This window comes from Brevibacillus aydinogluensis, from assembly GCF_961514395.1.
Taxonomy (GTDB): domain Bacteria; phylum Bacillota; class Bacilli; order Brevibacillales; family Brevibacillaceae; genus Brevibacillus; species Brevibacillus aydinogluensis.
The window spans coordinates 595,516-609,612 of sequence record NZ_OY569118.1; the positions used below are offsets into that span (position 1 = coordinate 595,516).

Annotated in this window: 12 protein-coding genes; all 12 read left to right on the forward strand. The window is 60.2% G+C overall.

All coding sequences use genetic code 11. The features are described from left to right. Positions 1-12 precede the first annotated feature (12 nt). The 12 genes from Q7F15_RS02915 to Q7F15_RS02970 all read left to right on the forward strand — a co-directional run bounded on the left by Q7F15_RS02915 (position 13) and on the right by Q7F15_RS02970 (position 13,957). On the forward strand, positions 13-996 hold the full coding sequence (locus tag Q7F15_RS02915) for an AAA family ATPase (RefSeq protein ID WP_230077422.1): 984 nt from the start codon (positions 13-15) through the stop codon (positions 994-996). Then, positions 993-1,874 carry a DUF58 domain-containing protein gene (locus tag Q7F15_RS02920; protein ID WP_171566270.1) on the forward strand — a complete coding sequence of 294 codons (882 nt, stop codon included), beginning with the start codon at positions 993-995 and terminating at the stop codon, positions 1,872-1,874. Before Q7F15_RS02915 ends, Q7F15_RS02920 begins: the two co-directional genes overlap by 4 nt. A 19-nt stretch (positions 1,875-1,893) precedes the next feature. Next, on the forward strand, positions 1,894-3,750 hold the full coding sequence (locus Q7F15_RS02925; protein ID WP_304415079.1) for a VWA domain-containing protein: 1,857 nt from the start codon (positions 1,894-1,896) through the stop codon (positions 3,748-3,750). Beyond that, positions 3,740-6,682, forward strand: coding sequence for a VWA domain-containing protein (locus Q7F15_RS02930; protein WP_212132838.1), 2,943 nt, complete (start codon positions 3,740-3,742; stop codon positions 6,680-6,682). Before Q7F15_RS02925 ends, Q7F15_RS02930 begins: the two co-directional genes overlap by 11 nt. 224 nt (positions 6,683-6,906) lie before the next feature. Beyond that, complete coding sequence (locus tag Q7F15_RS02935; RefSeq protein ID WP_212132839.1) at positions 6,907-7,683, forward strand: prolipoprotein diacylglyceryl transferase; 777 nt, start codon at positions 6,907-6,909, stop codon at positions 7,681-7,683. A gap of 3 nt (positions 7,684-7,686) precedes the next feature. After that, positions 7,687-9,105: a radical SAM protein gene (locus Q7F15_RS02940; protein ID WP_212132840.1), complete on the forward strand. Its 1,419-nt coding sequence runs from the start codon at positions 7,687-7,689 to the stop codon at positions 9,103-9,105. Next, positions 9,098-9,367 (forward strand): hypothetical protein, encoded by a 270-nt coding sequence (locus Q7F15_RS02945; RefSeq protein WP_171566265.1) that lies wholly within the window; start codon positions 9,098-9,100, stop codon positions 9,365-9,367. The genes Q7F15_RS02940 and Q7F15_RS02945 overlap by 8 nt, the downstream gene beginning before the upstream one ends. A gap of 284 nt (positions 9,368-9,651) precedes the next feature. Continuing rightward, the gene (locus tag Q7F15_RS02950) at positions 9,652-10,500 is read left to right on the forward strand and encodes a patatin-like phospholipase family protein (RefSeq protein ID WP_171566264.1); all 849 of its coding nucleotides are present in this window, start codon (positions 9,652-9,654) and stop codon (positions 10,498-10,500) included. Positions 10,501-10,669: 169 nt separating this feature from the next. Beyond that, entirely contained in the window at positions 10,670-11,065 is a 396-nt protein-coding gene (locus Q7F15_RS02955) for a hypothetical protein (protein WP_171566343.1), read from the forward strand. A gap of 147 nt (positions 11,066-11,212) precedes the next feature. Continuing rightward, positions 11,213-11,830, forward strand: a complete 618-nt coding sequence (locus Q7F15_RS02960; RefSeq protein WP_171566263.1) for a SurA N-terminal domain-containing protein — start codon at positions 11,213-11,215, stop codon at positions 11,828-11,830. Between the two features lie 158 nt (positions 11,831-11,988). After that, positions 11,989-13,446 carry an MDR family MFS transporter gene (locus Q7F15_RS02965; protein WP_304415080.1) on the forward strand — a complete coding sequence of 486 codons (1,458 nt, stop codon included), beginning with the start codon at positions 11,989-11,991 and terminating at the stop codon, positions 13,444-13,446. A gap of 154 nt (positions 13,447-13,600) precedes the next feature. Beyond that, positions 13,601-13,957, forward strand: coding sequence for a hypothetical protein (locus tag Q7F15_RS02970; RefSeq protein ID WP_216369454.1), 357 nt, complete (start codon positions 13,601-13,603; stop codon positions 13,955-13,957). Positions 13,958-14,097: the final 140 nt, after the last annotated feature.

The following is a 14,097-nucleotide window of genomic DNA, read 5'->3' on the forward strand; positions in this document are numbered from 1 at the left end:
GGAGACGTGGCGATGACACAACATGCAGTGGAAGAGTACCTCAGCCGGGTGGAACGGGTGAGGCAGGAGATCGGAAAAGTGCTGGTGGGGCAAAAAGACGTGGTGGAGCAGCTGCTCTGGGCGGTTTTTGCCGGCGGCCACGCGCTGCTGGAGGGCGTGCCCGGGCTGGGCAAGACGCTGTTGGTGAAGACGCTTGCGCAGGCGTTCGAACTGTCGTTTCAGCGGATTCAGTTCACCCCCGACCTGATGCCCACCGACATCACGGGGACCAACATCCTGCGCGTGGACGAAACGGGGCAGCAGTCGTTCCAGTTCCAACCAGGCCCCGTCTTCGCCCATGTCGTGCTGGCTGACGAAATCAACCGGGCTACGCCGAAGACGCAGAGCGCGCTTTTGGAGGCGATGCAGGAGCGGACCGTCTCTGCGGGAGGGAGCACGCGGCCGCTCCCGGAGCCGTTTTTCGTGCTGGCGACGCAAAACCCGCTGGAGCAGGAAGGGACCTATCCGCTGCCGGAAGCGCAGATGGACCGGTTCCTGATTAAAATCGACGTGCCGTTTCCCAGCGAGGATGAGCTGAGGGAGATCGTTTTGCGGACGACGGCGGGACAGCCGGCGTCTGTGGAAAAGGTGGCCTCCGCACGGGAGATCGCCGAGATCCAGCAGGCGGCGCGCGACATTCTGGTGGCTGATCCGGTGCTGCGATACGCGGTCAAATTGCTGCTGGCCACCCATCCCGGTGAACAGGCGGTGGAGTCGGTCAACCGGTACGTCCGTTCCGGGGCGGGACCGCGCGGCGTGCAGGCAATGGTGGCGTTGGCCAAGGTGCGCGCCCTGCTGGCCGGCCGTTTCAACCTGGCCTACGAAGACATCGACGCGGTTGCGCTGCCGGCGCTCAGGCACCGCGTGTTTCTCAACTTTGAAGGGGAAGCAAACGGCATCCGCCCTGACCGGATTATCACCGACATTCTGGCCGCGCTGGAGAAGGACAAGGCATGAGCGGGCAGTTGTTGGACCCGGCGTGGCTCAGCCGGTTGGAGCGGATGCAGGTGTTGAGCAGGCGGATGGCCAGCGGCACCCACGCGGGCAAACGACGTTCCAAACGGACAGGCAGTTCGCTGGAATTTGCCGATTACCGGCCGTACGCTCCCGGTGACGATCTGCGGCAGTTGGACTGGAACGCCTACGCCCGCTCGGGAAAGCTGTTTTTGAAAAAATTTCTCGATGAGCAGGAACTGCATGTCACGCTGTACATCGACTGCAGCCGGTCGATGGCCTACGGGGAACCCCGGAAGCTGGAACGGGCGGTGCAGTTGGCAGCCGCACTGGGCTATATCTCGCTTTGCCATCTGGACTATGTGTCGGTATACGCCTTTAACCAGAAGGTGACGGCGTCGCTGTGCAATCTGCAGGGGAAACACAAGGCGGCCCACCTGCTCTCCTTTCTCTCCGGGCTGCAGGCGGGAGGGACAGGTGACATGAACCGGGCGCTCCGCTCACCGGGCGCCGTGCGGGGCAAACCGGGCATCTCCATCGTCTTGTCCGACTTTTTGTTTGAAACGGGTTATGAAGCGGGCATCGCCTATCTGCAGGCTGCTCGGCAGGAGGTCGCGCTGGTTCAGATACTGGCGCAAGACGAACGAGAGCCGTCGTACGAGGGAGAGCGGCGGCTGATCGACAGCGAGACGCGGCAGTTTAAAGAGGTGTCGCTTACCCGGCAGCTCGTCGACCATTACAGACAGACCGTGCGGGACTATCAAGCGGAGCTGGCCAATTTCGCCTACCGGCGGGGAATCGCCTGCACAGCGGTGGAGGCGGAAGCGCCGCTGGAGCAAATGGTCTTTCGGGTGTTCCGGCAGGCAGGGTTGATTCGGTAGAGAGGAGGAGAAGGCAGTCATGCAGTGGATGGCGTTGGGCAATCTGGGATTTTTGCTGATCGTGCCGGCCATTGTCGCCCTCTACCTGCTCAAGCGGAACACGGAGGACCTGGAGGTGCCCAGCACGCTTTTGTGGCAGCGGACGCTGCAGAGCTGGGAAGCGGTGCGCCCGTGGGAAAAGTTGAAGCGCAACCTGCTGCTTCTGCTCCAACTTTTGGCCGCCGTCCTGCTGGTGCTGGCGTTGGTCCGTCCGGCCGTGCCCACGGCGGGAGCAATTGCCGACCATACCGTGCTTGTCATCGACACGTCCGGCAGCATGCTGACCAGGGAAGGGGAGCACTCCCGCTTTGAGCAGGCCCTCGATGCCGCTCGCGGCATCGTGGAACGGTTGAGCGGCGGGCAGGCGATCACACTGATCGAGGCGGGGCTGGAGCCGCGGGTTCTGGTGTCCAAGAGTACGGACAGGCAGGCGCTGCTGCAGGCACTGCAATCACTGGCGCCTCGTCCGGGGACGAGTGATCAGCAGGCGGCCCTGTCGCTGGCCGCGGCGATCACGGCGACAGAGCCGGGCAGCGGGGTGATGTGGTTTGGCGACGGCGGGACCGCCCGCGCGGCCGAACAGGAGAGCGCCTTGGCAGTATCCGGTCCGTATCGCTTTGTGCAAGCGGGTCGGGCAAAAGAAAACGCGGCAATCGGCGCCTTCGTTACTCAGCCGGGCCAAGGCGGGACAGAAGGGCTGTTGCGGATCGACAACTACGGCAGTCAGCCCGTGCGGGGCAGGGCGACGATCTACGGCCCCGAGCAACAAGTGCTGGACGTAAGCGAGTTTGCGGTGGAGGCCGGGGCGTCCCGCACCGTTACCTTTGAACGCCTGCCCGCCGCCCCTGTCTACCGGGCGGTGATCGAACCGGAAAAGGACGGGCTGGCGGAAGACAACGAGCGGTGGAGCGTGCCATTTGCCGCCGGAAAAGGGCGGGCCGTGCTGGTCAGTCCGCAGGGAAACCGGTTTTTGCACCAGGCCCTGCAGTCAGTCGGCCGTTTGGAAGTGGAGACGCGCTCCGAGCTGCCGGATGGCACCGAGAGGGCCGACGTGTGGGTGTTTGACGGCGTGGTGCCCGACCGGCTGCCGGAGGGGAACATCCTGGTGATCGCTCCCGATCGAAAAACAGACTGGCTGCCGTACACCGGTGCAGCTGCTGTGCAGCACAGGCCGGAAACACTCCGGCCGGACGATCCGCTCGTGAAGCACGTGGATTGGCAGGATGTGCACGTGGCCCGGACCTCCGTGGTAAGCGAAATGCCGGGCATGCGGCCGCTGGTGAAGGCAGGAGACACCAACCTCGTCCTGGCCGGGTCATTGGCGGGACGAAAGGGTGTCATCGTCAACTTTGACCTGCACGATTCCGACTTTCCGCTGCGGCCGGCGTTCCCGATTTTCATGCAAAATGTGGCCTCCTGGCTGTCGTCCGCCCAGAACGTTCCGATCGGCCCCGCCGTTCCGGGAGAGACGCTGGCGATTCCGCTGACGCCGGGAGCGGAAAAACGGACGCTGACCTACCCGGACGGACGGGAGCAGGCCGTCGAGGCGCAGGGAACGACCTGGCTGTTCCGTGTTCCGGAGCAGACGGGGTTGTACCGGTTGACGGAAGAAGTCGCAGGAACGGCACAGGTCCGTTACTTTGCGGTTCACATGGACGAGGCGGAGTCGGACATCGCGCCGCGTTCGCTGACGGTCGGAAGCAGCGGGGCCGGCGAAGGAGAAGCCAAGCCGCAGGACGGCCAGGCTGCCGGAAGCCGGGAGCTGACCGGGTGGCTGGCGGCGCTGGCACTGTTGGTGGTGTTTGCGGAATGGAGGGTGTATCAACGTGGGTATTGACGTGCAGCAGCCGTGGTTTCTGCTCCTGCTGATTCCCGCCGCCTGGATGATTGCTTCCTGGTGGCGCGGCCAGCGCAGGATGCCGAACAGCCGCAAGACGCTGATCGCTGCCGTGCGCGGTGCTGTCTTTCTCCTGCTGATTTTGGCGCTCGCCGGGACACAGCTTCTCCATCCGGTGCGGGCGGAGACAGTGGTGGTCGTCGTCGACCGGTCGGCGTCGATGAAAGATGACCCGAGGGTGTACGAATTCATTCGCGCCGCGGTGGAGGAGAAGCGGGCCGAAGATCAGTTCGGCGTGGTGGCTGTCGGTGCGGAAGCGGCAGTAGACCAGCCGCTGACGACCCGGCAGGACGTGCAGCCGGTCGGGGTGGAAGTGAACCGGCATGCCACCAATCTGGCCGAAGGGATCCGCCTGGCCGCCGCGATGATCCCCAGCCATGCGCGAGGCAAAATTGTACTCCTGACGGACGGATTGGCCACGCACGGCGATGCCGCGCGGGAAGCAAAGCTGGCGGCGGAACGGGGCATTGCCGTCGAAGCGGTCTCCCTGCAGCAGCCGCAGGGAGAAGAAGTGGTGCTCACGGCTGTACAGGTGCCGGAGCGGCTGTACGCAGGCGAGGAGTACGCGATCAAGGTGGACGTCGAAAGCACGACGGCCACGCGGGCGACCCTCCGCCTGTACGAGGGGAATCGGGAAGCAGGCCGGCAGACCATACAGGTGGAAAAGGGGAAAAACCGCTTCCTGTTTACGCAAAAAGCGCTGCAGGAAGGGTTTCAGCGCTACCGCGTCGAGATCGAACCGGAGCGTGACACGGTACAGACCAACAACCAGGCACACGCGTACGCGCAGGTGGCAGGCGCCCCGACCGTGCTGGTTCTGGAGGGACATCCCGGCGCGGCGAAAAACCTGGTCAGCGCGCTTGCGGCAGGCAGCATCAAGACGGACGTGAAGGACCCGTCACTTTTGCCCAAGGCGCTGGACGGATACAAGCGGTACGCGTCGATTATCCTCGCCGATGTGGAGGCCACCCAGTTGAGCGACGCCGACATGGAGCGGATACGGACGGCGGTCCGCGATCTAGGTGTGGGATTGATCATGACCGGCGGTTCCAACAGCTTTGGGATGGGCGGCTGGCTGCAGACCCCGATCGAGGAAGCGCTGCCGGTCCATATGGATTTGCGCGGCAAGGAAGATCTGCCCTCGCTGGGACTGGTGCTGGTGATCGACAAGTCGGGGAGCATGTCTGCGGACGCGCACGGCGTGGACAAGATGGAGCTGGCAAAAGAAGCGGCGATCCGGGCCACCACGATGCTGAACGGGCAGGATCAGATCGGCGTCATTGCGTTTGACGGGAGTCCCTGGGAAGTGGTTCCGCCCCGATCCGTCACCGACCTGGACGAAATCCATCGGCAGATCGGCGGCATTTTCGCCGACGGCGGCACGGATATATTCCCGGCGCTGCAGATGGCGTACGAGCGGATCAAGACGATGCAGACAAAGCGGAAGCACGTGATCCTGCTGACCGACGGACAGTCGGGCCGAAGCAGTGACTATCAGGCGCTCCTGCAGCAGATGGCGGGCGAAAACATCACCGTGTCCACCGTGGCCGTCGGTGATGACGCCGATACTTTGCTGCTGGAGGATATCGCCCAATGGGGAAACGGGCGCTACTACTTCGCCAAAGACGCGACGTCGGTGCCGAAAATCTTCAGTAAGGAGACAGCGCTGGCCAGCCGCACGTATATCGTGGAACAGCCGCAGGTGCCGAAGCGCACCGGAGGCGACGACTGGTCCGCGCTCCGCCAGCCCTTGCCGCCGCTGCACGCATACGTGGCGACGACGCCAAAACAGACGGCTGAACAGCTATTGACCAGCCTGGACGAGGACCCGATTCTGATCCGCTGGCAGTACGGGCTGGGACGGTCGGTCGCCTGGACCAGCGATCTGGAGGGGAAATGGGCTCCGGCATGGGTGACGTGGCCAGGCTACAGCCGAATGTGGAACGAGGCGGTGGCCTGGACGCTGCCGCAGGTCGCGACGGGCCGCTGGAAGACAGAGACCCGGCTGGACGGGACGAGCGGCGTCATAACCGTCACCGTCCCCAAAGGGGAGAAGTTGCCGCAGGAACTGGAAGCGGTGGTGGTCAACCAGGAGATGAACCGGGAGGCCGTGCGCCTGAAACCGGTGGCTCCGGGTACGCTGGAGGGCCGTTTTTCCGCCGCTGAACCGGGCAGCTATCTGATACAGATCACGGAAAAAACGAACGGACAGGTAACGGCAAGCGAAACCGCCGGGTTGACTGTCTCGTATTCGCCGGAGTACGGCCTGCCTCGGGACGGGGACAGCGAACTGAGACAATGGCTGACGGCGGGTGAAGGGAGACTGATTACCAGACCGGACGAGGTGTTTACCGGCAAGCTGCCCGCCAAGTGGGATACGCAGCCGATCGGTGAATGGCTGCTGATGCTGGCCGCCCTGCTGTGGCCGCTGGATGTCGCCTGCCGCCGTCTGCAGCTCCCGGAAGCATGGTGGACACGATTTACGGCCCGATTCCGCAAGCGCGGGTCTGTCGGGAATGAAGGCCATCAATCGGTGTTTGCCCGCTTGGGAGAAAAGCAGGAAGAGCGGAAACGAAGCCGGGCAGCCAAGCGAGAGGCGGAAACGGCCGACGTGGCAGGGCAGACGAGGGCCGCGACGGACAGCAGCATGTCAGCTGCAGCGGCTCCTCCCGCCGGGCATTCCGCGCAGGTATCCGGCAGCAGCGAGCAAGGGGAAGCGTTGAGCCGTTCCGCCGCCGGCAGCCGATCTGCAGGGGCTTCTGCAACGGACAGCACCGCTGCCGCGCAGACGGACAGCGGGAAAACGCCGGCAGACAAGACAGGCGAGACCTTCAATCGCCTGCTGGCCGCGAAAAAGCGAAGACAGAAATAAGGAAAAAAACGCCTTTTGGGCGGTTTTTTCCTGTTCCGGGCAGTTTCCCTTTCGGGGCAGTTTTTCTTTGCTGCTGGGATTTGTGCGCGAGTCAAGGAATCCGGTCAGCAGACGGGAACGGCACCAGCGGGTGACGGCGGATGGAAGTTTTTGTGTGTCTATGGTGATTTCTTGATATAATATCGTCTAATATGGTTGATATTGAATTTTTCAGGATGATATTCATGACCTTTCCAGTTTTTATTGACGTCGGTCTGCTGCGGCTGCATCCGCACTTTGTGTTTGAGGCGCTGGCGTATTTCATCGGCTTTCGGCTCTATCTGCTGACGCGGCGCAAAGGGCGAATTCCCGTCAACCAGGCGTTTTGGGTGTTGGTCGGGGCCACGCTGGGAGCGGCTATCGGATCCAAACTGCTGTTTTTGCTGGAAGATCCGGCGAGGACGCTGACCCATTGGAACGAATGGACGTATATCATGGGAGGCAAGACGATCGTGGGCGGCCTGTTGGGCGGTTTGATTGGCGTGGAGTTGACAAAACATTGGATCGGTCTGCGCCAATCCACCGGAGACGACATGGTGTTTCCCCTCATCACCGGCATGGCGATTGGCCGGATCGGCTGCTTTTTGACAGGCCTGGACGATCATACCCACGGCATCCCCACCGACTGGATCACCGGCGTGGATTTCGGCGACGGTGTGCCCAGACATCCGACCCAGTTGTACGAAATCACTTTTCTCGGGTTGTTGGCTGTCTTTCTGCTCGCAGTCAAACGGAGGCGAAGGCTTGGCCGATGGGAACTGCCCGAGGGGGCGCTGTTTCAGTGCTTCATGTTTGGCTATCTGAGTTTCCGTTTTCTCGTCGATTTCATCAAACCGACGCCGCACGTCTACCTGGGACTGAACAACATCCAACTGGCGTGTCTGGCCGGACTTGCCTATTACATGTCGCTCATGCGGAAGTGGCCGCGTCGGAAGAGTGTGCCGCTGCACGGAAAGGAGTAAACCATGCCGAAAAACAGACCGTATCTTTTCTACGAACTGACCAACAGCATTTGTTCCCAATGCCTGCGCAAGACAGAAGCCAAAGTCATCTTCGAGGAAGGGCGGGTCTATCTCTGGAAACACTGCCCGCGCCACGGGCGGGAAAAGGTGCTGATCTCCACCGACGTCGACTACTACAAACGCTGCCGGGAATTCCTCAAACCGGCGGAGATGCCGCAGGTGTGGAACACGCCGATTCGCTACGGCTGTCCCTACGACTGTGGGCTCTGCCCGGATCACGAACAGCATAGCTGCCTGACGCTGGTGGAAGTGACAGATCACTGCAACCTGCAGTGCCCTATCTGTTACGCGGAATCGTCTCCAAATAGGACTACCTGGCGCTCGCTTGCGGAGATTGAGCGGATGCTGGATGCGGTCGTCCGCAACGAAGGGGAGCCCGACATCGTTCAGATCAGCGGCGGCGAGCCGACGCTTCACCCGCAGTTTTTTGACATATTGGACATGGCCAAGGCGCGGCCGATTCGTCACCTGATGGTCAACACCAACGGCATTCGGATCGCGCAGGATCGGGAGTTCGTCCGGCGGCTGGCGGCATACATGCCGGGGTTTGAAATCTACCTGCAGTTTGACAGTCTGGAAAAGGAGGCGCTGATGAATCTGCGCGGCGCCGACCTGCGGGAGATTCGCCGTAAAGCCGTCGAGCATCTGAATGAGTTCAACATCTCCACCACGCTGGTGGTGACGCTGAAAAAAGGAGTGAACGACGGGGAAATCGGCAGGGTGATCCAGTACGGGCTGGAGCAGCCTGCCGTGCGCGGCGTCACCTTTCAGCCGATTCAGGCGGCCGGACGGACGGAGGCGTTTGACCCCTCCCGCGACCGGCTGACGCTAAGCGAAGTGCGGCAGAAGATCATCGAACAGTCCGGCGTATTTGCGGCGGAGGACATCATCCCTGTTCCCTGTCATCCCGACTGTCTGGCGATGGGGTATGCGCTCAAGCTGAACGGAAACGTCATCCCGCTGACGGGACTGATTGATCCGCAGATTTTGCTGGAGGGCGGTCGCAACACGATCGTGTTTGAGCAGGACCAGTCACTCCAAGAACGGATCTTCCACCTGTTTTCCACCAGCCATTCACCGCAGTCATCGGCGCTGTCGCTGCGAAGTCTGCTCTGCTGTCTGCCGCAGGTGGCCCTGCCCGACTCGATCGGGTATGAAAACGTGTTTCGGGTCATCATCATGCAGTTTTTGGACGCGCACAATTTTGACGTCCGCTCGGTCAAGAAGTCGTGCGTCCACATCGTCCATCCCGACGGGCGGATCATTCCGTTTGACACCTACAACCTTTTCTATCGGGACGGAAGGGAAGAGGTGCTGAAAGCGTTACGAGACGAACGGCAAATGGAGGATAGACATGTCTGACAAGCCGGTAAATCACGCCACCGATGTGTGGATCGGGGTCGGGATCACGGCCCTGCTGCATCTGCTGTTGTTTATTTATCCGGAAGCCTTTCTGTTCATCGGGGTCAGCCAGCTCGTTTACATGCTGCCGGTAATCGTCGTGACCGCGATGGTGGTTCGCAAGCGAACCGGCATTCTTCAGGGCATGATGCTCGGGATGGGCATTACCTTTTTGTTGAATGTAGCCTGCGTCGGCTTCGTTTTCTTTCAATTTTTATCCTAGGTGGTGACCCGCGTATCGGTTTCTGCTGGTCGCGGTGAAGTAACGACTTTCTCTTGTGAGCGTTAGATGGGGAAATAAGTCCGGAGCAGCCGGGCCGAATCGTATCGAGAAAACGACAAGCACCGTCGATGGCAGACGGTGCTTTTGTTTTTTGCACAAAGTTCGTGGTCGCATGTGTGACGGTGCCCGCTCACTCTTTTGACGACCGCCTGCCCGTGCATGTCTGTGTACATCCCAGAAATACTAACGAAAAGATACCGTCTCGACGGAAGGGAGGACGCAGCATGAGCAGGTTTGGCCTGGTGCTTCAGGGAGGCGGGATGAGAGGCATCTACACGGCCGGTGTGCTGGATTGCTTTCTGGAACATGGCCTGATCGCCCCGTACGTGGTGGCCGTCTCGGCAGGCGCCTGCAATGCACTCACGTATCTGGCGCGGGAGAAAGGACTGGGCAAGTCGATCTACATTGAACACCTGTGCGACATGCGCTTTTTTTCGTGGCGCAACCTGTTCCGCTACGGCTGCATGCTGGGCTTGGACTGTCTCTTTGACGAGATCCGCAGGCACGTACGTCCATTGGCGTTTGATGTCTTTTCCCAGTCCAAGGAAAAGCTGGTGGTCGCGGCCACCAACTTCCAGACGGGGGAGAGCGTCTACTTTTCCAAAGACGAGCACAAGGAATTTCTGCTGGCGGTGCGTGCTTCCTGCAGCATTCCCCTGCTGTCGGGGGTGGTGCAGTACCAGGGGGTGACGCTGTTGGACGGCGGGCTGGCCGACCCAATCCCGATTGAAAAGTCGCTTCAGGATGGCAACGAACGGGTCATTGTCGTGCGAACAGGGACGGAAGAGTACGTCCGGCAGCCGGTCAACCTGTCCTGGCTGGGAGAGCGATTGTTTCCCCGGTACAAAAATCTGGTGCGCGTCTTGTTCGATCATCACCGCCGATACAATGAGGCACTGGCACGGATCAGGTCGCTGCGCGAGGAGAAGCGGGCTTTCGTGATTACGCCAAGCCAACCGGTTCGCATCCGTCGAGTGGAACGCAATCCGGCCGGTCTGCTGGACTTGTACAACCTGGGTTACCAGGATGCAAGCAGGGCGCTGGAGCCGCTCTTTCGCTGGATCGAATCGTGAGGAACGTCCGCAGTCGCGCGCCTCTGTTTTCCCGGCTGTCGACAGGCTCCTGATGGGAGGGGCCTGTTTTGTTGTTGCTGCTGCTCCAAGGGGCGGCGGTACAAGCAAAGCACGGCTGCTTGTCATACATAAAGAGTAGAAGAAGAGGAGGCTGGAGGAGGTGGGAGCCATGACGCCGGGGAAAAATGAGACGGACAGCGCGCAGCGGATTTATCAACGCCTGGACAAGTTTGAGGAACGGATTGACCAGCTGGAAGGAAAAATGTCCGTGGCGACCACATGGCTGGAGCGCATCGAACACCGCCTGGAGAGGATGGAGGAGGTTCGGGCCGAACTGCTGCAGGCAATCACCAAATTGCAGACGGAGCTGGAACTGAAACGGATCACGGACAAGGACTTTATCCTGAAATTGTTGGACCACGACAGAATTGACATGGAACATATTACCAAAATGATCGAGGGAGACAAGGGGAGAAAGCAGGAGCGGTTTTTGCAAATTTGGGCGGTATTGGGGCCAGTGCTTGCCTCCATCATTTCCGCTTTGTTTGCCAAGTATTTTTTATAAGATTACAAGAGTGTCACAGAATCGTCACCTTTGTGGAAAGGTTGTGGAAGCGTGTTTCCATCTTTCTTCCGCAACTGCACTCTATTATAATGACATAATGGACATAAAGGCGTAAGAAGTGCAAAGGAAGAAAGAGAGGACGACCTGATGAAAAAGTTTGATGTATCCATCCTGGCTGCCGCCGTGCTGCTGCTGGCGCTGGCAGTAGTGGGTCTTTCGCAGGGAGAGTCGGAAGATCCGGCTGTCGCCAAGGTGGGAGACGTGACGATCACCGAGTCGCAATTCAGCGACGCGTTGAGACACAAGTACGGAGTACGGGTCATGGACCAATTGATTGCGGATGCGCTGATCACCCAGGAAGCGAAGCAGCAGGGCATCACGATTGACGAAGCGGAACTGAACAAACAGGTGGAGGCGCTGAAGGAGTCGCTAGGTTCGGAGGAAGCATTCCGCCAATCGTTGGAAAAGAAAGGGTACAACGAGCAGACGTTCCGGGAAGCGCTGAAAATCGTAATGCTGAAAGACAAGCTGTTTGACAAGGCGTATCCGGTGACGGAAGAGCACATCAAGGAATACTACGAAAAGAACAAGGAAAAACTGGGCAATCCCGTGCCCGCTCTGGAACAGGTGCGGGAGAAAATCAAGGATAAACTGGCGGGCCAGTTCCGTGCCAAATACGAAGACGAGTGGATAAACGGATTGGAGAAAAAGTACGGCCCGACCCTGTTCGACCCCGTATTGGCGAAGCAGAAAGCGAGCCAATAGGAACAGCGTGGGCGCGCGTGCATGGCGACCTGGGCCTCGAGATTACTGGCGGCACAGGTCGTTCGTTTTGTGTCATCGCATAGCCTAAGGCTGTCCCGCGGGCAGGTTCATGACCGGCGGGAAAAAACGCCGGCAACAGCAAGAGTGGAGGAGCTATGATGAAACGCGTGACAAACAAGCGCAATGTGACCATTGCCGTGATGATCGCCACCTTTTTGGCCGCGATCGAAGGGACGATTGTCAGCACGGCGATGCCCACCATCGTCAGCGATCTGGGTGGACTTCATCTGATCAGTTGGGTGGTGTCCATTTACCTGCTGACGTCGGCGGTCACCACCCCGATTTACGGAAAACTGGCCGACTTGTACGGACGGAAGATTGTGTTCAGCATCGGGGCCAGCCTGTTTCTGATCGGTTCGGTGCTGTCGGGGCTGTCCCAGACGATGGAACAGCTCATCTTGTTCCGCGCCTTCCAAGGGATGGGCGCTGGCACCATTATCACCATTACCTATACGATTATCGGGGACATCTATCCGTTTGAAGAGCGGGGAAAAGTGCAGGGGTGGATGAGCGGGATCTGGGGCATCTCCGGCATCCTGGGGCCGCTGACCGGGGGCCTGTTGGTAGACTACGTCTCCTGGCACTGGATCTTTTACATGAATCTGCCGTTCGGGCTTGTGTCCATCGCGCTGATCGGGATGTATTTGCACGAGCAGATCGAAAAGAAACGGAAGCATGTCGATTATGCAGGAGTGGCGACGTTTACCTTCAGCATGACCGCGCTGCTGTACGCGCTGTTGAGCGGCGGGACGGATCACCCCTGGGATTCGCCGCTGATCATCGGACTGCTGGTCGCAGCTGCATGCGGCCTTGCACTGTTTTTCTACATCGAGAAAAAGTCGCCTGAACCGATGCTGCCGCTGCAGTTGTTCTCCATCCGTGCCATCAGCGTTGCCAATCTGGCGGGCTTTTTGCTGTCGGCTGTCTTGGTAGCCGTCTCCTTTTATCTGCCGATGTGGATTCAAGGGGTTTACGGTCAAGGCGCGACCGGCTCCGGCCTGACGCTGATTCCGATGTCGATCGGCTGGCCGCTGGGAGCGGCGTGGAGCGGCCGGCTGCTGGCCCGCATCGGGATTCGCACCACCTCGCTGATCGGGGTAATCGCTCTGATTGCAGCGACGCTCTGGCTGGCGTTCATTTCGCCAGAAACGCCGCACGTGGTGCTGTTTGTGATCACCTTTATCGTCGGATTCGGGTTCGGCTTTGCCTTTACCTCGTTCACCGGCGCTGTCCTGTCCGTCGGTTGGAACCTGCGCGGAGCCGCGATGGCGACCAACACCTTGATCCGGACGCTGGGGCAGACGATCGGCATCGCCCTGTTCGGTCTGATGCTCAACCAGTCGGTACGAGGCATCCAGGGGACGGAGGGGATCGACGTCAACAAAATCCTCAACCCGGAGACGGCCCGACACTTGCCGGCAGACGTGCTGCAGGCGGCGCGGGAAGCGCTGGCCGGCGGGCTGCATCAGATCTTTGTCGTACTGGCGTTGTTGGCAGTCGTCGGTCTGGTGGTGACGCTGGCGTATCCGCGGCAGGAGCGGCAGGAAGCGGCGTAACAGAAGGCTTTCACAGGCGAAAAGCAGTGCCGATTGGGCGGCGACCGTTACCCCTGCGGGTGGTTTGCGCTGCAGGGCAGAGCGGCGGCTTTTCGGCGGGTTAATCGGCAGCAGCGGCGGACATACTGATGGTAGTCCAACAGAAGGAGGAAGGATGCTGGTGGCCGGTTTGCTCCTAAAGCTGTTTGTCTCCCCGGCAGTGGTCGTTCTCGCCGACGCCCTGTTCCCGGAATTGAATTACGCCTCCCTCTATCAGTCGATCGGTGTGGGATTGGTTTTTGCCATTGCCGGACATGTGCTGGAATTGTTTCTGCTGAGGCCCGGCACCTTGTGGCTGAGCACGGCGGTCGATTTTATCGCCGCCTTCCTCATCGTCAACCTGAGCGCCTTTGTCCTGCCCGGGGCACGGATCGCCCCCATTGGCGCCGGTTTTGCCGCCATCCTGCTCGGCGTGGCTGAATACCTGCAGCACCTCTGGCTGATCAGGAGCGGACGAGCGGAAAAGGCGTGACGAGCGAAGCCCTTCGGAAAAGACAAGATGTCTTTCCGAAGGGCTTTTTTGCCGATGGACGCAAAAACTTCCTGGAGGACACGCTACATCCCCTGCTTGTCAACCCATAAAAAAATAGTTTCACAAAATTGTTCATAAAT